Origin of the sequence: Flavobacterium sufflavum, from assembly GCF_004016525.1 — a bacterium.
Classification (GTDB): Bacteria; Bacteroidota; Bacteroidia; order Flavobacteriales; family Flavobacteriaceae; genus Flavobacterium; species Flavobacterium sufflavum.
On record NZ_SACJ01000003.1, the window covers coordinates 355440 to 376190 of the forward strand.

General features: G+C 34.4%; 17 protein-coding genes and 1 pseudogene. 9 read left to right on the forward strand and 9 right to left on the reverse strand.

The genetic code is table 11. The features are described 5' to 3' along the window. Positions 1-129: 129 nt before the first annotated feature. Both EOD40_RS07245 and EOD40_RS07250 read right to left on the reverse strand, forming a co-directional pair. Positions 130-1893, reverse strand: coding sequence for a TonB-dependent receptor (locus EOD40_RS07245; protein ID WP_128194224.1), 1764 nt, complete (start codon positions 1891-1893; stop codon positions 130-132). A 52-nt stretch (positions 1894-1945) separates the two neighbouring features. Continuing rightward, positions 1946-4957: a tetratricopeptide repeat protein gene (locus tag EOD40_RS07250; RefSeq protein WP_128194225.1), complete on the reverse strand. Its 3012-nt coding sequence runs from the start codon at positions 4955-4957 to the stop codon at positions 1946-1948. 167 nt (positions 4958-5124) lie between these two features. On the opposite strand from EOD40_RS07250, the gene EOD40_RS07255 reads away from it, so the two are divergent. The 8 genes and pseudogenes from EOD40_RS07255 to EOD40_RS18175 all read left to right on the forward strand — a co-directional run. Beyond that, positions 5125-5808 (forward strand): cell division ATP-binding protein FtsE, encoded by a 684-nt coding sequence (locus EOD40_RS07255; protein WP_128194226.1) that lies wholly within the window; start codon positions 5125-5127, stop codon positions 5806-5808. A gap of 29 nt (positions 5809-5837) precedes the next feature. Continuing rightward, entirely contained in the window at positions 5838-6623 is a 786-nt protein-coding gene (locus EOD40_RS07260; protein ID WP_128194227.1) for a TrmH family RNA methyltransferase, read from the forward strand. Positions 6624-6766: 143 nt separating this feature from the next. After that, on the forward strand, positions 6767-8986 hold the full coding sequence (locus tag EOD40_RS07265; RefSeq protein WP_128194228.1) for a RelA/SpoT family protein: 2220 nt from the start codon (positions 6767-6769) through the stop codon (positions 8984-8986). A gap of 170 nt (positions 8987-9156) precedes the next feature. After that, a complete protein-coding gene (locus tag EOD40_RS07270; protein WP_128194229.1) occupies positions 9157-9654 on the forward strand; it encodes a Fur family transcriptional regulator in 498 nt (165 codons plus the stop codon). A 64-nt stretch (positions 9655-9718) separates the two neighbouring features. Next, on the forward strand, positions 9719-10990 hold the full coding sequence (locus EOD40_RS07275; protein ID WP_128194230.1) for an adenylosuccinate synthase: 1272 nt from the start codon (positions 9719-9721) through the stop codon (positions 10988-10990). 54 nt (positions 10991-11044) lie between these two features. Further along, the gene (gene nudK, locus EOD40_RS07280; RefSeq protein ID WP_071185216.1) at positions 11045-11626 is read left to right on the forward strand and encodes a GDP-mannose pyrophosphatase NudK; all 582 of its coding nucleotides are present in this window, start codon (positions 11045-11047) and stop codon (positions 11624-11626) included. Between the two features lie 24 nt (positions 11627-11650). Continuing rightward, positions 11651-11881, forward strand: a complete 231-nt coding sequence (locus EOD40_RS18170) for a type II toxin-antitoxin system Phd/YefM family antitoxin (RefSeq protein ID WP_128194231.1) — start codon at positions 11651-11653, stop codon at positions 11879-11881. Further along, a pseudogene (locus tag EOD40_RS18175) lies at positions 11869-12012 on the forward strand (Txe/YoeB family addiction module toxin); the annotation flags it as partial. The gene EOD40_RS18170 and the pseudogene EOD40_RS18175, both read left to right, overlap by 13 nt. Before the next feature lie 75 nt (positions 12013-12087). On the opposite strand, the gene EOD40_RS07295 reads toward EOD40_RS18175, so the two are convergent. From EOD40_RS07295 to EOD40_RS07305, 3 genes are all read right to left on the reverse strand, one after another. Next, complete coding sequence (locus EOD40_RS07295) at positions 12088-12726, reverse strand: peroxiredoxin (RefSeq protein WP_128194232.1); 639 nt, start codon at positions 12724-12726, stop codon at positions 12088-12090. A 143-nt stretch (positions 12727-12869) separates the two neighbouring features. After that, positions 12870-13730 (reverse strand): hypothetical protein, encoded by an 861-nt coding sequence (locus EOD40_RS07300; RefSeq protein ID WP_128194233.1) that lies wholly within the window; start codon positions 13728-13730, stop codon positions 12870-12872. 295 nt (positions 13731-14025) lie between these two features. Then, a complete protein-coding gene (locus tag EOD40_RS07305; protein WP_128194234.1) occupies positions 14026-14937 on the reverse strand; it encodes an AEC family transporter in 912 nt (303 codons plus the stop codon). A 103-nt stretch (positions 14938-15040) separates the two neighbouring features. Here EOD40_RS07305 and meaB point away from each other — a divergent pair, with 103 nt between their 5' ends. Beyond that, positions 15041-16120, forward strand: a complete 1080-nt coding sequence (meaB, locus tag EOD40_RS07310) for a methylmalonyl Co-A mutase-associated GTPase MeaB (RefSeq protein ID WP_231129594.1) — start codon at positions 15041-15043, stop codon at positions 16118-16120. Positions 16121-16146: 26 nt separating this feature from the next. Here meaB and EOD40_RS07315 read toward each other — a convergent pair whose 3' ends face one another. The 4 genes from EOD40_RS07315 to EOD40_RS07330 all read right to left on the reverse strand — a co-directional run bounded on the left by EOD40_RS07315 (position 16147) and on the right by EOD40_RS07330 (position 20711). Then, positions 16147-16902, reverse strand: a complete 756-nt coding sequence (locus EOD40_RS07315) for a hypothetical protein (protein WP_128194235.1) — start codon at positions 16900-16902, stop codon at positions 16147-16149. Between the two features lie 156 nt (positions 16903-17058). Then, complete coding sequence (locus EOD40_RS07320; protein ID WP_128194236.1) at positions 17059-17289, reverse strand: hypothetical protein; 231 nt, start codon at positions 17287-17289, stop codon at positions 17059-17061. 73 nt (positions 17290-17362) lie between these two features. Further along, positions 17363-18739: an MATE family efflux transporter gene (locus EOD40_RS07325; protein WP_128194237.1), complete on the reverse strand. Its 1377-nt coding sequence runs from the start codon at positions 18737-18739 to the stop codon at positions 17363-17365. 211 nt (positions 18740-18950) lie between these two features. Further along, a complete protein-coding gene (locus EOD40_RS07330) occupies positions 18951-20711 on the reverse strand; it encodes a cytochrome c peroxidase (protein ID WP_128194238.1) in 1761 nt (586 codons plus the stop codon). Positions 20712-20751 lie beyond the last annotated feature (40 nt).

The window sequence follows — 20751 nt, forward strand, 5'->3', positions numbered from 1 at the left end:
CAAAGTTATTAAACGCAAAGAGCACTAAGATTTCGAAAGCAAAAACAAAGAATTAAAACTTTGTGAACTTAGCGAAAACCTTAGTGCTCTTTGTGGTTAAACTAAAGACGACTTAAAAACCTAACTCCCCTAAAAATCAAATTTATAATTACCCCCTATCATCACCTGAAAACCTTGTACAGGATAATTCATCCATTTTTGATAAGACTTATTCGTCATATTATTCAACTTCAAAAAAGCGGTAAGCTGAGAATTGTATTTGTAACCAACATGCGAATTCAAATCAACATAACTTTTTAAAGTCATTGGCTCAGGTTGTGTTACGTAAACAATATCGGTATTCAATTGAAAATCTTTTCTTTCTCCCACATAAAACAATTTTGCTCCGGCATACCATTTTGGTGTAATATTAAAATCAATGGAAGAATTAACTTCTACAGCAGGTAAATTCCAGGCTTCCTGCTCCACACTATTTTTGTAACTGCTAAAAGTCCCTCCAAGAGCAAAGCTTACATTTTCAGAAAAATCAGCTTTCAAATTACCTGAAAAACGAAACGTTCTTACATCGTCATAAACCACCTGAAACGAATTACCATAAGCATAATCTTCATTAGCATTGTTTTCAGTGTAGTCATGACTTCTAAACAAAGCTTTGTTTCTCTCATTATTATAAGAACCCTGAATGTTATAACTCACACTGGAAGCTAATTTTCCTTTTAATCCTGCACTAATTTGGTACTGCTTGTCTGTTGGTACAATTGCTAAAGTAGGCGATAAAAACTGGTTTTCTTTCACAAAATCCATATAAGAATTTTGCTCTAAACTTCCTTCGGCTCCTGCATAAAAAATCATCAAATCCTCAACCACAGGATAAGAAACGCTCACATTTGGGTATATTAAAAATTTATTGTCAGCTCCCATTTTATCGATGCTATAAAACAATGAAGCTCCCAATTTTACATTCCAACCGTTTTCGTTAATATTAAAACTAGGAGAAATTCCTAAATTAGTAAAACCGTATTTAACCTTGGCTGTATTGGTATCTTCATAATTTTTATCGAAAGAACCTCCCACATAATCTACAATAATATCGGTTTTCACCAATTGATCTGCTACATCAAATTGCAAAGCCGGTTTAACGTAAAATCTATTTTCAGAAGATCCAAAACTATCTGAAAAATGACTAAATTTCATCGATGCATCTTTAAAAGCACCTTCAGTAAAATTAAGTTTTCCTCCTAAAGAAATTCCATTATACGAATGTTTTGAATCGATACCTGCAATCAGATTATTTCTATCCCCAGGAGTCAATGCACTCCCGAAATCCATTGGCAAACCATACCAATTATAAGCTTGATTTTGGTATCCCAAATCTATATTCCATGACATTTTATCGTAATTAGCACCATAAGTCACATCCAAAGCGGTGTCATAAAACCAATCATCCAGCTCCAAATTATTGATACCACCCTGAGAAGAAAAATGACGAAACATTCCGCCTACATAATCATTATTAGCTAATTCCTGATTCACAAACAACTCAGCATTAAGCGTTCCATAATTCCCAATTGCCAAAGTAGCATAATTATTAAAGAACTTTTCTTTAGCTTCCTTATCCACACCTTCGGCTTTTCCTTTTGCCGGTGTAAAAGTCGAAGCTACAGGAAAAGAAAAAATAGAATATTTTATGGTTTCTTTTTTAGCATTGCCCTCATCATCAAGAACAGGAGATTCCTGAATTTTAGATGCGTCTGAAATTGTTGGTGTATAAGGTTTCACTACGTTTACCACTTCCGAACCAATGTTCTCCTCTTTTTTCTTTTGAGCAAAAGAAAATTGCAAAGCCATTAGAAAAAGGAACAGGATTATTTTTTTTGAGAAATTAAACTTCATATTTCTTATTTTTTAAAAAGCAGTTCAAACTAAAAACTACGTTCTTTATTATTTATTTAATTGACGAATTGGTTTTGGCTTCTTCACCCTTGATAGCATTTAACTCCGTTTGAGCTTCTGAAACAACATCCGGGAAATCAGCAAAATTTTGAATTACACTTTCCAAAATGTAGGTTGCCTGAAAACTGTCTTTTAAACCATAAAAGTTTTTAGCCATTAATACCAATCCTTTTGCTCCATAATAACGGTAAGTAGCGTAGCTTTTTGCTAATTTTTGAACAACAGTATTCGATGCTTCAAACTTATTTTCTTTGTTCTTAAAATAAGCGTCATAATACAGGGATTCGGCAGCAAGTTCTCCTTTAGCTATCACAAGCACTTTGGCATAAGCCGCTTTAGCCTTAGCCCCATCTCCTGTTTGCATAGCTGAACGCGCAATGATTATTTGTGCATCACTTTTTATATTATCATCTATTTTTGGATTATTCAACACTTTTTCAGCATAAACAACCGCATTTGCATAATCTTTCTTCTCATAATAAGATTTCATCAAATTAGCCTGTGAAAAGACTTTGTTTTGAGATAAATCAGCTTCATTTTCTAAACGCGCCAATACCGGAATTGCTTTTTCTTTCGCACCACTATCTAATAATATCTGCCCTAATCTAGCTAAAGACTGCTCAGTAAATTCGTTTCTAGGTTCATTAACAACATACTGATAATATGGAAGTGCATTGTCTTTTTGACCTTCACCATAATAGGCTTGCGCCAAATAATAATTAGCCTTCAAAGCGTGAATTCCATTTGGAAAACTCGAAAGATAAGCTCTGAAACCGGAAATAGCCTGAGCAATATAATTTTGCTCATATTGTTTTACCGCCGATTCATAAGTATCATTATCCAAATCAGCATCGGTAACAGCAACAAAATCCAATGTTCTAACCCAGCTGGCGTACTCGCCCACTTTTCCACTATCTACATATATCAATCTTGCTGTAGCCACCGCTTCTAAAGCTTCTGGAGTTTTAGGATATTCGGCCGCAACTTTTTTGAATTTCACTAAAGCCTCAGTATTTCTGTCTGAATTATAATAAACTAATCCCTGACGCAAAATAGCTCTTGAAGTAAAAGCACTGTTTTTATATTCGCTGATTAATCGGTCGTAAGTTTTTAAGGCAGAATCCTGTTTATTAGTCGCAACATAAGTATTTGCCAATTCGAACAAAGCGTCATCGCGATAGCTCGATTTAAGATAAGCTTGTAAAAACGAATTCAACTCTTCGATTTTTTTGTCATTTTTGCCAACAAAACCATTACAAATTGCTTTTTGATAATAGGCATAATCAGCATCTACACTTTTAAGTTCGATTACTTTATTGTAGGCATCCATAGCCGGCCAGTATTTAGTAGTTACAAAACGACAATCGGCTAATCGCAAATAAGCATCGGTTACTCTTGTTTTATCATCTTTTACTTTATCGATAAACTTCTGAAAAGCATCTCCAGCCGAATCGTATTCTTTCAACTTAAAATAAGCATAAGCAATATTGTAATTGCTGTTTTTATATTCTGGTGTTGCTGCTGCAGCCGACATCCCGGCAAACTGCTTGAAACTCAACAATGACTTATTGTAATCATCCAAAACATACTCAGTTTCTCCTTTCCAGAAAGTGGCTCTTGCCGTAAATTCGGCATCAATTGAATTGGCTAAAGATTTCTGGAACATCTGTAAAGCTCCGCTATAATTTCTATCGGTGTACAATTCTAAACCGTTGTAGAATGTCACTTTTTGATAAGCCAATTTATTCTCAGGAGTTTTATTTTTTTCCAATAAAGCCAAGGCTGCTTTATAATTTTTAGAAGAAATATAAGAATCAATCAATAATTTCTCCACTACCGGACGACTGGAATTATTTGGATATTTATTGATAAAACCCAATAAAACTGAAGGCACACTTTGGTATGAATTTCCTAATTCATAACTCAACTTAGCGTAATTTAAATGAGCATCTTCCTGAATTGCTGCATCAAACGACATTTCGGAAGCATTTTTAAAAGCATTCAACGCCTGTTGTTTTTTATCTAATTTAAGGTAACTTTCCCCTAAATGATAATAGGCATTTTGAGCTACTCCATCTTTTCCTCCAATAATTTTATTGAATTGGGCAATGGCATTTTCAAAATCATTTTGTTTGTAATAAGCATAACCCAATTGGTAATAATCGGTATTATTCCATTTCCCTCTTTTGCCTTTATAAGCAACCAAATACGGAATGGCTTCGTTGTATTTTTTTAAATTAAAATAGCTTTCGCCAATAATTTTATTCAATTCTGATTTTTCCTGGGCATTCGATTTGCCCATTGCTTTTTGTCCTAAAGCAATCGCTTTCTCAAAATTCCCCGATTTAAAACTCATATCGGCCTGATAATACGATAGTTTTTCGGCATATTTTTCATCTCCCGAAACCTGATCAAAATATTTATTGGCTTCCTGATAATTATCGCCTTCATAAGCCATGAAACCTAAATAATATTTAGCCTGAGAACCATAAACATCTGATTTCAAAACCTTATTGAAATACGTTTTTGCTTCTTTTTTATTATTAGAACTAAATAAGCTGTACCCTTTTTGGAAATTAAATCGGTCTTTATCCTTAGCACTTAGCTGACTTTCATCGACTTTTTCAAATCTTTTTAAAGCTTCAGCATAATTCCCCTGATTAAAGTAATAATGTGCGACCTCAACATAAGCCTGATTGCTTTTAGAACTAGTTGGGTATCCTTCAAGGAAGTTTTCCATCAAAGCATCAGCATTGGCATGCCCTAATCGAACAGCACAGCTGGCATCATAATAAGCACAATCTGACTTAACTTCATCATCCTTAGTTACTTCTTTTACTTTTTCGAAAAGAAACTGGGCCGAAGCATATTGATTGTCTTTATACAAAGAAACTGCTCTATTATAATCTTTTAAATCATTAGTATATATCGATGATTTTTGTGCTAAAAGCGTAGTGGTTTGAACAAAAACCAACAAAAAGAAGAGCCAGGAAAGTTTACGCATTTTTATTTTATTTTAATATTCAAATATATCATATAATAAATTTTATAACGAACCCTTAATTGGTTTTATTATGAACAAATATTTTAACAGACCACAAAAAACTAGTATTTGACTATTGCTATTTCATAATTGATAATTACTTTTACGCCATAAACAAATCCTACATTATGTCTCAAGCCGTACTGTCATTAAAAAATGCAACTATCTATCAAGAAGATAAAGTAATCTTATCGAATGTTAACTTGGAAGTAAACCATGGTGAATTTCTATATATCATTGGAAAAACGGGTTCAGGTAAAAGTAGTTTAATGAAAACGCTCTATGCCGATTTACCATTGACAGAAGGAAATGGACACATTGTAGACTTTGATTTAGAAACAATGAAAGAAGATGATATTCCGTTTTTAAGACGTAAAATAGGAATTGTTTTTCAGGATTTCAAATTGTTACCGGATCGTTCTATCCAGGACAACATGCTTTTTGTACTTAAAGCAACAGGATGGACGGATCAAAATGAAATGAATCGAAAAATAGAAGAAGTACTGGATAAAGTAGGCATGAAAAACTATGCGCAAAAAATGCCACACCAAATCTCTGGTGGTGAGCAACAACGTGTAGCCATAGCAAGAGCCTTACTTAACGATCCTGAACTTATCCTTGCCGATGAACCTACAGGAAACTTAGATCCTCAAACCAGCATTGAAGTTTTAGATGTTTTGAAAAAAATTAATGCTAACGGAAAAACCATCATCATGGCAACTCACGACTATGCTTTATTAATGAAATTCCCTTCGAAAACATTAAAATGTGAGGATGCTAAAATTTTTGAAGTAGTCCAAAGAACTGTTTAATTTTTCACAATACTAAAATTTAGAATCTCTTGAAACAAATTACATCCATTCAAAATCCATTCATAAAATCTTTAGTATTATTACAGGAAAAAGCCAAAAACAGAAGACAAACAGGAACTTTTTTAATTGAAGGAGTACGCGAAATTTCGTTAGCCGTAAAAGGAAATTATGAAATTGAAACCGTATTGTTTTATCCTGAAATTTGCAGCGAAATTGAAGCAAAAAAATTAGCCAAATCAGCTGAATTAATCGAAATCAATAAAGACGTATTTCAAAAACTAAGCTACCGCGAAACCACCGAAGGTGTATTGGCTGTGGCCAAATCAAAATCATTACAACTTTCGGATTTAAAGCTCTCAGCCACACCCTTAATTCTGGTTGCCGAAGCTCCTGAAAAGCCAGGAAATATAGGCGCTCTTTTAAGAACCGCCGATGCCGCTAATCTAGACGCTGTAATTATTGCCAACCCCAAAAGCGATTTATACAATCCTAATATTGTTCGTTCCAGCGTAGGTTGTTTATTTACGAACCAAATTGCAACTGCAAGCACCGCTGAAATCATTTCTTTTTTAAAAGAAAAAAACATCAATTTTTACTGCGCGACCTTACAAAATTCAACAAGTTACCACACTCAGGATTATACAAAACCTACAGCCTTAGTAGTAGGAACCGAAGCTACCGGACTTACCCAGGAATGGCGAGACGCCGCTACACAAAACATCATTATTCCTATGCAGGGAGAAATCGACAGCATGAATGTTTCGGTTGCCGCAGCCATATTAATATTCGAAGCTAAAAGACAGAGAGGGTTTTAGATTGTAGATTTCAGATTTTACAATACCGACTTCGAACTAAGGACTAGGGACTAAAAACTCAAGCACTAAATTTGAAATCAACAATTCAAACTCTTGCATATATGCGAACTTATCGTTATTTTTAGAAAATGAACCCTGCACTTATGACAGAAATAGATATCGAAAAAGAGAATAAAGCAATTGCTCAAGAATACAAAGAATTACTTCGTATTAGTTACCAGACCTTAACTACTGAGGATAAAAAACTGATACGCAAAGCTTTTGACGTGGCTGTTGAAGCTCATAAAGACCAAAGAAGAAAATCAGGAGAAGCTTATATTTTTCACCCCATTGCTGTTGCCAAAATTGTCGCCTCCGAAATAGGTCTTGGAGCCACTTCAATTGCTGCCGCTTTATTACATGATGTTGTAGAAGACACACCAACTACCGTTAAAGATATTGAGCGAATGTTCAATCCTAAGGTAGCACAACTTGTGGAAGGTTTGACTAAAATATCCATCGTACAAAAAGACATGAATGTGTCTATGCAGGCCGAAAACTTCCGAAAAATGTTGTTGACTCTGTATGATGATGTGCGCGTAATCCTGATAAAAATAGCCGACAGATTGCACAATATGCAAACTATGGAATCTATGGATGACCATAAACAGGTCAAAATTGCCTCAGAAACCTTATACATCTATGCGCCACTTGCCCATAGATTAGGCTTATATAACATTAAAACAAAACTGGAAGATTTAGGTTTAAAATATACCGAACCTGCCATATACAATGACATTGTCAGCAAAATAAAAGAGACCAAGGAACAACAAGATGCTTATATCAAAGACATCTCGGATGTACTTAAAGCCTCTTTAGATGCCGAAGGAATTGATTACATCATAAAAGGACGTCCAAAATCCATCTACTCCATCCGTAGAAAGATGAAAGCCCAAAATGTAAGCTTTGACGAAGTATACGATAAATTTGCGCTTCGAATTGTCTATAAATCAGATCCACACGACGAAAAATTTATTGCCTGGAAAATTTATTCTATCGTTACAGATCATTACAGACCCAGCCCAAGCCGATTAAGAGACTGGATTTCATCACCTAAATCAACAGGTTATGAAGCGCTTCACATTACGGTAATGGGACCTAAAGGACGTTGGGTCGAAGTTCAGGTACGTAGTGAACGAATGGATGAAATTGCCGAAAAAGGCTATGCTGCACATTACAAATACAAAAATGGAGCTACCGAAGAAGGCGGTTTGGATGTTTGGCTCAACTTATTAAGAGAAGCATTAGAAAACCCGGAAACCAACGCTATTGACTTTGTGGAAGATTTCAAAATGAATTTGTATTCAAAAGAAATCTACATTTTTACCCCTAAAGGTGATATCAAATCCTTGCCTAAAGGAGCAACATCACTTGATTTTGCATTTAGTATCCACTCCGAAATTGGAATTAAAACCCGCGGAACTAGAGTCAACGGAAAATTAGTTCCTTTAAATTACGAATTAAAAAGTGGTGACCAGGTAGAGATTATTACTTCTCCAAATCAAAAACCTACTGCCAACTGGTTAGATTATGTAACTACTTCGAGAGCAAAAAATAAGATTAGAAACGTTCTTAACGAAAACACTAAAAAGATTGCTGAAGAAGGAAAAGAAGTACTTACCCGTAAACTAAAACACCTTAAAGTCACCTTAAACGAAGCGGTGACTAATGAATTAGTTAACTTTTTTCACCTTAAAACCAGTTTAGACTTATTTTACAGAGTGGGAATTGGCACCATCGACAACCAACAATTAAAGGATTTTGCCGCACAAAAAAGCAATACTTTAATCAATTTCTTCAAAAGCAAAATTAAGCGTGGCGGTAATACCGCTGACACCGATATCCACAGACCTGTTTTAAACAACAACTATGACATGTTGGTTTTTGGTAAGGAGCAGGACAAATTAGATTATAAACTTTCTACCTGTTGTAATCCAATACCCGGAGATCAGGTTTTTGGTTTCGTTACCATCAATGAAGGAATAAAAGTGCATAAAAAAGATTGCCCTAACGCTATTTCTTTACAATCCAATTATGCATATCGTATTATGCCTGCCAAATGGATCGACTCTTCTCAACAAGAGTTCAAAGCCATTTTGAACATCACAGGAATGGACACTATTGGTTTAACTAACGAGTTGACAAAGGTAATTTCGAATAATATGAACGTAAATATTCAAAGTATTTCATTGAGTGGTGACGCAGGACTTTTCAAAGGACAGCTTACGGTGATTGTACAAAATATCACCATTTTGAAAAAACTAATCGAAAACATCAAAAAAATCGACGGAATCGACCGGGTAACCAGAGTCTACAAAAATTAGTTTTTTCATAATATGCTTTATTCCAAATACTTTTTAAGTATTTAAAACCGTTTTTAAATAAAAAAAGAGGCTTAAACTATAATTTGATTTTATTGAAAAAAAACAAAATTATCATCTTATAAGTACTTAAACTTGAAAACTATTAAAATAAAAATTTATCTTTGCCGAATATGACACTCATTTCCACAAATAACAACAAAAATCAGGAGATTGTAAAAAACGTTTTTACAATGTATCTTGAGAAAAACGGGCATAGAAAAACGCCTGAACGTTACTCTATACTTCAGGAAATCTATGAAAGCGAAGAACATTTTGATATAGAAAATCTATATATCAAAATGAAAAACAAAAACTACCGTGTCAGTAGAGCTACGCTATACAACACTATAGAATTACTACTTGACTGTGCTTTGGTACGCAAACACCAGTTTGGTCAAAATCAGGCACACTATGAAAAATCCTATTTTGACAAACAACATGACCATCTTATCATGACAGATAGTGGTGATGTAGTAGAATTTTGTGACCCAAGAATTCAATCTATCAAAAAGACCATCGAAGAAATTTTTGATGTAGACATCACAAATCATTCCTTGTATTTTTATGGTACAAAAAGAGTGGCAAAAACAGACGAAGAGAAAGAAGAAACCAATAACGATAACATTTAGTTTAAAAAAGGGCGGTAAACAATTTACCACCAAAACGAATTAACGATAAAATAAAGAAATTAAAATGACCGTAGATTTATTACTAGGATTACAATGGGGAGATGAAGGAAAAGGAAAAATTGTTGACGTTCTTACCTCAAATTACGATATTATTGCTCGTTTTCAAGGAGGACCTAATGCAGGGCATACTTTAGAATTTGACGGAATTAAACACGTACTTAGAACCATTCCTTCTGGAATTTTCCATAAATCAGCGGTAAATGTTATTGGAAATGGTGTTGTAATCGATCCTGTTGTATTTCAAAAAGAAATCGAAGGATTGGCAAAATTCAACATTGATATCAAAAAGAAATTAATCATTTCCAGAAAAGCACACTTAATCTTACCTACACACCGTTTATTAGATGCTGCTTCTGAAGCTTCTAAAGGGAAAGCTAAAATTGGTTCTACACTTAAAGGTATTGGACCAACTTACATGGACAAAACAGGTAGAAATGGTCTACGTGTAGGAGATATTGAATTAGAAGATTTTAAAAAAAGATACCGTTCTCTAGCTGACAAGCACGAAGCAATGATTGCATTCTACGGAGTGGAATTACAATACAACTTAGCTGAACTTGAAGCTGAGTTCTTTGAAGCAATCGAAGAAATCAAAAAATTAGACTTTATTGATAGTGAAGAATACATGTACCAAGCTCAAAAAGCTGGTAAATCAATTTTATGTGAAGGAGCTCAAGGTTCTTTACTAGACGTTGATTTTGGTACTTACCCATTCGTAACTTCTTCTAACACTACAGCTGCCGGAGCTTGTACAGGTTTAGGAATTGCTCCAAACAAAATCAAAGAAGTTTACGGAATTTTCAAAGCTTACACTACTCGTGTAGGTAGCGGTCCTTTCCCTACTGAACTTTTTGACGAAGTTGGTGCTACAATGGCAAAAGTAGGCAACGAATTTGGTTCGGTTACAGGAAGAGCAAGACGTTGTGGATGGTTAGACTTAGTAGCATTGAAATACGCAGTACAAGTAAACGGAGTAACTCAACTGATGATGATGAAAGGTGACGTACTTTCAGGTTTTGACACTTTGAAAATATGTACTGAATACAATTACAAAGGAAAAAACATCGCTCACTTCCCTTACAATGTGGAAGAAGAAAATGTTTCTCCGATTTACAAAGAATTCAAAGGATGGAAACAAGATTTAACAGGAATGACAACTTACGAGGAATTACCGGTTGAATTAAAAGAGTACATCGAGTTCATTGAAAAAGAACTTGAAGTGCCTATCAAAATTGTTTCTGTAGGTCCGGACAGAAAACAAACTATTATGAAATAAACAATTAACGCTCTGATTTTTCAGGGCGTTTTTTTATATCCAAAATCACAACACATGAACGACCCAAAAATAACCATCCAAAAAACCAAACTACTTTCGGACAACTGGTACATTCTGAACAAAGTAACTTTTGATTATCAAAAACCTGACAACAGCGTGATTACTCAAAAAAGAGAAGTCTACGATCGTGGAAATGGAGCGGCCATTTTACTTTATAACAAAACAGATAAAACCATTATTTTAACCCGCCAGTTTCGTTTACCAACCTACTTAAACGGAAATAAAAGCGGAATGATGATCGAAGTTTGCGCCGGCTTATTAGATCAGGACGAACCCGAACAATGCATAATCAGAGAAACAGAAGAAGAAACCGGTTATAGAATTTCTAAGGTTAAAAAAATCATGGAAACCTATATGTCACCGGGTGCCATAACCGAAATTCTATATTTATTTATTGGCGAATATGACGCTTCAATGAAAGTCAGCGAAGGCGGCGGACTGGACCATGAACAAGAAAACATCGAAGTCTTAGAAATGTCTTTTGACCAGGCTTATGCAATGATTGAAACAGGAGAATTAAAAGATGCTAAAACCATTATGTTGTTGCAGTATGCGAAGATAAATGGGTTAATGTAATTTAACACTAACCAAATACACATTATGATAGTTACAAATATTTCCGATTTCAGAAAAGATATTAAATCTTACTTTGATGCAGTAGCGAAGAATTTTGAGACTCTAATTATTAACCGAGGAAAAGATTCAGGGATTGTAGTGATATCGCTTGAAGAATACAATTCATTGATGGCAACAAATCACGAATTGTCATCACGATTAAATGAAAAACGTCTTGATACTGCCATAGAAAAATTAAAACATTTGAAGGTATAGGAAAACCCGAACCTCTAAAACATAAATATGCCGGGTTTTGGTCACGCCGAATTGATGATGAACATCGATTAATTTACAGGTATTTGGAAGATGAAATACAAATTGTAAAATGCCGACACCATTACGACTAAGACTCCGCCTAAAACAAAAAAAGTACAATAAGAAATTTTCTCATTGTACTTTTTTTGTAACCAGAACCTACGAAATTACTTATTAGGCTGTGGTGTCATTCTTAAGTAATATTTAATGCGATTGAATCCTTTTGGGAATTTAGCCGGAATATCTTCATCTGGAATTGATGGAGAAATAACCACATCCTGACCGTCTTTCCAGTTGGCTGGTGTAGCCACGCTATAATTAGCTGTTAACTGTAAACTATCAATTACACGTAGCAATTCGTCAAAGTTTCTTCCTGTAGAAGCCGGATAAGTCAAGATTAATTTTACTTTTTTATCAGCTCCAATAATAAATACTGAACGAACCGTGAAAGTGTCATTCGCATTTGGATGAATCATATCATACAAATTAGCTACTTCTTTGTTCTCATCAGCGATAATTGGGTATTGTAAAGTTACATTTTGAGTTTCTTCGATGTCTTTAATCCAGTTTAAATGCGACTCTAATCCATCCACACTTAATGCGATAACCTTAGTATTTCTTTTTTGGAATTCAGGAAAATAATTAGCTACAGTACCTAATTCTGTTGTACAAACTGGTGTAAAATCAGATGGATGCGAAAATAAAACACCCCAAGAATCACCTAACCATTCATGAAATTGTACAGTACCCTGCGTAGTTTCTGCTTTGAAATCCGGAGCCGTATCTCCTAAACGTATTGTTGCCATTTTTATCTATTTTTAATTCCCAATAAAGTTAATCAAAAAACACTGACAGCCGTTTTAATAAGAATAAAAATTTGTTAAAGAGAGAATACTGAATATTTGATTTTTGAAAATTTCTTGTTTGTAGTTATATTACAAAAGTAAAGTTATTCTTCTGCAAAAGTTATTAATTCTTCATTATCACATTTTTTGCAAACTTGTTTAATTTTGTCTTTTTCGTATTCAATGAATTCTATTTGCAAACTTCCACATTTTGAGCAAGCCAATTCTTGGTCAAAACCTAGATATTTAAAAAATAAGTTCTCAATTAAACTAATAGTAGTACAAGTAAATAATAATGCAATTTTGGCATCTGGATACTTTTTATTCTGCGAATGAACTAACATCGAATTATAGCTCCAAGCACTATCAACTAGTTTTCTCGAATAATTTCTCAAATCAGAGTTTTCACTTCCGGGAATATAATATTCAATAAAAGCATTTGCAACACCTTTAAAGTCCGACTTCTTTAATCCTTTCTCACTTACTAATTCAGGATTTCTATTGCAGAGTTCCTTAGATAAATCAATTAGGCTTTCTCTACATAATAACCCAATAGACTGAAATTCTTCTGGCTCTAAATCTATTGATAATTTTTCAGAAGCCATATTTAGCTTTCTATTAATTGATTTTAGATGTCCAATATCTAAAGGAATTTCCTCTATAATATGTTTGAATTCATTTTTATGTCTCTTTTCTAATCTTTGCGTCAATCCCATATGAAAAGAATATGCTTCATCAGCAGAAAGGTAATTAGCATTCTGAGTATATAAATTCATTGGAGCATCATCACCTTCAACAACCCAAAATGCTTCGTCTTCAGTTTTCACATTCCAAACATTTACGACAATACCTAAGTCAGTAAAAGTTTCCTCGCATTTGATGTTTACAATTTCTTTTATATCATCAAATGACTTAAAATATTCTTTAATATTCTTTTCTACTTCTATTCTATATTCTGGAGTCATTTTTTAGATATAGTTTTTATTATATATTGTACCTAACTAGATATACACGCTACAAAAAAGTATTTATCCCCCTATTAAGAGTAAAGAAACACAGCTTGATTCTGCATCACACTTTTCCAAATATATAAATAATTATTTACAAAAAATAAAAGTTGTTTTGAAAATAAAAACGTACTCTCTAGCCCTGATGGCAATGAAAATCCTCCCGATTTTTCATCGGGAGATTGTAATGAACAGCAGGAGCAAAAGTTGTTTTGGAAATGTATCGTTCTGCTCCTAAAAAGAAATACTTCCTTTAAATGTATTGCAAAATAAGATACCAAAAAGCCAATGTTATAAAAGAAATAGGAATCCCAAAACCAATCATCATACTACTTAATCGGGGTTTGAGACCATGAGAAGTAGCCACAATACTAGCCATAATCATTGGTGCCATTGCGGCTTCCATCAAAGCTACTTGAATCATTAATCCATGTTGTTTTAAGATAACAACATACAATACAAACAATATTGCCGGAGTAATGAACAACTTATAGGCTAATCCTATCCAAAGAAATTTCCAATGCTGGCTTCGACTATCAAAATGCAATTGCAAACCTACCGAAATAATAGCTAAAGGCGTAAGCAAGCTACCTAACTTTGTCAATCCAAATTGGACATAATCATGAAAATCCAAACCTAAAACATTAGCAATACAAGATACTAAAAAGCAAATAAAAGGAGGAAACAACATTACTTTCCTGACTATTGTCCCTCCGCTTGTTGCATCTTTAGAATACATCGTAGCCACAACTACAGCAAGAGTAGAAACCACCACAAAAGTCCCTGGCTGATCGACTAAAATAGCCATTTTCAAACCTTCGGAACCATAAAGTGCATTGACGATAGGAAAACCTAAAAACGAGGTATTTCCTAAACCTGCTGTAATAATAAGACAGCCAATTAATTTTTTAGACCAACCGTATTTTTTTCCTAAAAAGCGAAATAAAAAGAAAGATATAGCAAAACCAATCCAAGTTACCCCAATAAGGTAAAGCAACTTATTATCCCATTGTATTTTTGGAATATAATACAAAGCCAAAGCCGGAAGACAGACATTAATAACAAACTTATTAATTAGTTTATAACTATTGGTTGGAAACCATTTGACGTATTGCAAAGCAACACCTAGAAGTAAATAGACAAAAATTAGAATTATATTGCTCATAGTGCTGCAAAGATATTCACTAATTTACAAGTATCATAAACTTATCAGGAATATCAAATTATTTCCTTTTAATGTATTATTTTTACTTAAAGCATTCTCTATTTTGAAAAAAGATAAGCCCACCTCAGCCAAGAACGAAGACAGCCCTGAAATTTTCAATACTGCTGTGTTGAAGAAAATTCAGCAAGCCCGAATGGCGCAACCTAGCACCGAAGAACTCATTACCCGCGTATTGGCTGGAGAAATTAGTGCGCTCAGTAGAGCCATTACTTTAATTGAAAGCAGCAATCCCAATCATTTTGCGAAAGCCAATGAAATTATCAATGCCTGTTTGCCACATGCTAATAAATCCATTCGAATAGGAATCACCGGAGTTCCCGGAGTAGGGAAAAGTACTTTTATTGAAGCTTTTGGAAAACACTTAAGCAGCCAAGGCAAAAAAATAGCTGTGCTCACAATTGACCCTAGTAGTTCTATTTCGCATGGAAGCATTCTGGGGGACAAAACACGAATGGAAGAATTAGCTAAAGATCCTAATGCTTATGTACGGCCTTCGGCATCAGGAGAAACACTGGGCGGAGTAGCACGCAAAACAAGAGAAACCATAATTCTATGTGAAGCCGCCGGATTTGATACCATTATCATTGAAACCGTAGGCGTAGGACAGAGTGAAACCGCTGTTCACAGCATGGTTGATTTCTTTTTATTATTGCAAATTGCAGGAGCCGGTGATGAATTACAAGGCATCAAAAGAGGCATTATGGAAATGGCAGACGCTATTGTAATCAACAAATCAGATGGGGATAACATCCCAAAAACCACACAAGCAAAAACCGAATTAAGTCGTGCATTGCATCTTTTCCCTTCAAAAAAATCAGGATGGATTCCACTGGCCACAACTTGTAGTGCCAAAACCCATGACGGAATTGCTGAAATAGAACAAATAATTTCAAAATACATCGAACTGACAAAAAGCAATGGTTATTTCGACACTAAAAGAGTAGAACAAAACGAATTCTGGCTATTAGAAACAATTCACAATCAATTACAACAAGATTTTTATACAAATTCTGAAATCCAGGATTTATTAGAAAAAACTAAAAAAGCGGTACAAAACAATGAATACTCACCCTTTGCAGCCGCTCAATTATTATTGGAAACTTATTTTAAAAATAAGCCTTAGATAGCATAATTCTAATAAATATCTTTTTATCTAATATTGCCTACCGAATTCTTAGCCGTATCATGTTTGGTTTTCAAGACTCCGTTTTCTACTGTAAAACCAATACGAACCTGAGTCTTTAAGGTATCTTTTAATCCTGATTTGGCTTTTTGCGAAATCACAAATACCAATTCAAATTCTCCATCTGGCAACTCCATTACGGTATCAGTATCTTCATCCTGAATTGTATATACTTTCTTTGCACTTTTAGCGTATGATGCAGCTGCAGCACCTCCACCAGCGCCACCTGCTAAATTACCCACACTGGAAACTGCAGCCGAGATAATAGCACCTCCCGGTAAAGCACCACCCAATAATGATGCTCCTTGCGATAATGAGCCACCAGCTGCATGTAAGCCCTGATTTACTTTTTCGCCAAAAGTAGAACGCTCAGTTGCTGTCAAGTCATTAATACTATTATCCTTTACATTAATTTTATATCCAGAATTGAGAGGAAATAAAACGACACAGCCATTTTCAATCAGCCTAATATTTATCTTTCCTGAATTTACCTTTTCTCCAAAGGTTGCCCCTTGTGTCTGCTTTGCAACAGTAACATTCATCGAAATCCTATTTGGCATCCCATTATTATTGATCCCATTGATTCCCTTTTGACTGGATTCAACAGCGGTATTTTCTTTACCCAGACTCACTTTAGTACTACTTGTGGTATTGATTTGAGCATTTGCTAAACAATACCAACCTAAAGCTAAAACAACAGTTATTTTTTTTAAATTTTTCATTTTTGTATTTTTTAAGTTTATTATATATCAATTAGTATTTGATTTTGTTACCCTTATTTTTTAAAAATATTGAAAGAAAAAAAATGGCTGTAAAACGATTAAATTTAATCATTTTACAGCCACTAAACTGTTAATTTACAAATATTAAAACAAAAACTATTCTTTCTCGTAGCGTTCCATTTCTCTATCATAAAAAGCATTCGCCTCTTCAATTAAACCTTCCATTTCGGCATTCAATTCGGCTTCGTCAAGATCTTCTGCTTCTTCCATAAATTCCACTTCATCATCTTTTAGGTTAATGATAAATCTTGGATAATCTAAATGGATGATAAAAATATCATCAGGAAAATCGGTATTGTCGCCGAGTACAAATTTTGGTAATTCCATTCTGTAATTAATTTGATTATTTTTTTTAGTTGCTGTATTTTCATTCGAAAAAACAAAGCACTACTTCGTATTTTTAATGTTTTTCTAAAATCAACTGCTTTGTTAATCTAATGAAGCGAATATACAAAAATAAAGCTGCTGTTGTTAATCCTGCCAAAAGTCCAATCCAAATTCCAACTGCTTGTAAACTGGTATAAAATCCTAAATAAATAGATATCGGAAATCCCACAACCCAGTAGGCCACAAAGGTAATATACATCGGAACTTTGGCATCTTGTAAACCTCTTAATGCTCCTAAAACTACCGCCTGAATTCCATCAGAAATTTGAAAAACAGCTGCTACTAATAACAATTGAGCCGCTATGGTTATCACTTCGGTATTGGCTACTAAATCTTTCAAATTACCCATATCTACAAACAAAGCCGGCATTTGTTTATGAAACAAAACAAAAAACAACGCAAAGAAAACTTCTAATAAAACCGCCAATAGAAAGATCGAGAAAGCCACTATTTTCATTTTCTTATAATCGCCTAAACCTTTTTGATTCCCCACCCTAATGGTTGCTGCAACGCTCAATCCCATGGCAAACATAAAAGTAAATGAAGCCAGACTCAGCGCAATTTGGTTCGCTGCCTGATTGGCAATTCCCAATCGTCCTGAAAGCCAAACCGCTGCTGTAAACAATGCTACTTCAAAAAACATTTGCATTGAAGAAGGGGCTCCTAAGCGAATGATTTTTAGATTGATTTTTCGTTGTATTTTTTTAAGTGAAAAGCCATCAAAAAAGGGATGAAACTTTGCATTTTTCTTCATCTTATAATGCATGTATCCCAACATTATAAAACGAGAAACAAGAGTTCCAATGGCTGCGCCAAGCATTCCCAATTCAGGAAAAATCCAAATTCCGTAAATGAATATGTAATTTAAAATTACGTGGATAACATTCGCTAAGATAGTAGCCCACATCGAATATTTAGTTTCACTCATTCCATCGGCAAATTGTTTGTATCCTTGAAAAATAATCAATGGAATTAACGAAAAAGCCACAATATCGAGATAGGGTTTAGCTAATGCAACTACATTTTCAGGTTGCCCCATAAAACCCAGTAACTGTTTGGCAAAAATGATCAATACAAACAGAAAAAAGCCTAAAAAAGTACACAAATACAAACCATGATGAAACACGCTTCTACCCTTTTCAATGTTTTGTTCACCATCTGCTTCGGCAGCCAAAGGTGTTATGGCAGTCGAAAAACCAATTCCTAACGACATGGCTACAAATACAAAACTATTAGCCAAAGAAACTGCTGCTAATTCAGTAGGGCCTAATTTCCCCACCATCACATTATCTACAAGTCCTACCACAGTATGCCCAAGCATTCCCAAAATAATAGGATATGCCAATCGTAAATTATAGGAGAACTCTTTGGTATAAGTAGTTAAAGTCACTTTATTTTTTTTAAGGCGACAAAGGTAAGCAGAAGCGAATCGATATTAAGGTTTGTTGCTAATAATATTTCCCCAGAAGAATTAACTTTATTAGCAAACCAGATAATTAGAAATAGCCACGAATTCACAAATTTTATTTTCAATTCAAAAAATCATTCGTGACCCAAGCGATAACGAACAGGCGAAGCAATTCGTGGCTGTATTATCTAACTTATTTCAAATATTTTTTATCGGTCAGGGTTTTCATAAAATCAACCAATTGTTTTTTCTCTAAATCGGTCAAGTTCAATTTATCTTCAGGCAAGGTTTGGTTTTCTAACGAAAAACCCAATCCTTTCCCTCCGCCTTCATTATAAAAATTGACTACTTCTTCCAAGGTTTTAAAAACACCATTGTGCATATAAGGCGCTGTTAATGCAGCATTTCTAATCGTTGGTGTTTTAAACGAATGTTGATGAATAATCGCTTTGGTCAAATTGTATTTCCCTAAATCGGCATCTAATTTTCCTTTAACATCAGGAACTCCCAAAACTTCACTTTCGGATTTCATAAAATTAGGTGGCACCGTTCCATTGGTTAACGGAATAAAATGACAAGTGGCACATTTGGCTTTGCCTGCAAAAAGATTAAAACCTGCTTTTTCATTGGCTGTAAAAGCAACCTCATCGCGCATATAGGCATCAAATTTAGAGTCGAATTTACTTAGTGTTCGAATATAAGAAGCCAAGGCATTCTTAATTTCAAAAGCAGTAATCCCTTTTTGTGGAAAGGCTTTCTCAAACTTTTGAATATAATTTTGATTCTTTTTTAGTTTCTCAGCGGCAGCTTCTAAAGAACCATGCATCTCATCGGCATTTGTAATTACTGCTACCGCCTGATCTTCTAAATAATTCACTCTCGAATCAGAGAAAAAAACGCGTTGGAAAGCAATATTAGTGAGTGTAGGTGTATTTCTTTTTACAAAAGATTTACCATCAAAAGAAAGGGCTTTTTCTAAACCATCGGTAAAAGCCTTATCGGCATGATGACAGGAAGCACAAGAACGACTATTATCCCCCGATAAAATAGGATCCTTAAAGAGTAATTTTCCTAAAGTAGCTTTTTCTTTAGTTGTTTTATAATCCGGGAATCCAGAAAAGGCTTCTTCGTCAAAAACTTCTTTATCAAATAAGGTTTCCGCATTGGTTTTCAATCCTCGCATTTCATTAAAAAACGGAATTTTCAAATCTTTCTGACTTTGATATAATTTTCGACTCAACGGATTGGCATAATTTTGAATAAAAGTCGCTCTGTCAAAACGATTGAAATCAGGATTGGCTTTTAAATAGCGAATTGCCTGACTGATGATTTTTAAACCGGCATCCGAATCGTTTGTAGCATACAGTTGATAATATTGCTGTATTCCTTCCAATGAAACCACTGTTTCTGAAATTGATTTTTGTGCTACAGGCGAATCAAAACCTGTAATTCCCATACTTATTATTCTAAAAACTTCCAGTCGCAAGGCGTCAAAAACATGAGCATCGGTTAATTCATTGGTCTCTGCTATTCGATTCAAACGCTTTAAATTAGCCGAAAGAATTCCTATTTCTTTCAATAATTCTGCTTTTGATTTCTTATCATACGCTGGAAACAAAAACTCTTCAACCACCTGAAATCCTTGAGGTGCTAATACTAATCCATCATTTTCCTCAAACTCGGGAAGGGCTGGTCCATTAATGGCCTTAGAAACTTCCGGGAAATAATATTCGCTAAAAACTTCTATTCTTTTATAATTTTGGTGTGCTGCTAAAAATTGTTTTTGAAGTTTATCCTGACTTGCATCTGACTTTATTAAAGTCTCTAACTCCGTAACTGATTGCACTAAAAGCGTGATATCCGCTTGAAATAATTGTTTTACTTGTTCGGTTTTAGAAACTTCCTGACAGGAAACTACAACCAACAGCAGCAAAAAAAAGAATGTTTTTTTCATAATAAATAGAAACCTAATTGGAAAACAAAAGCCACGGTTC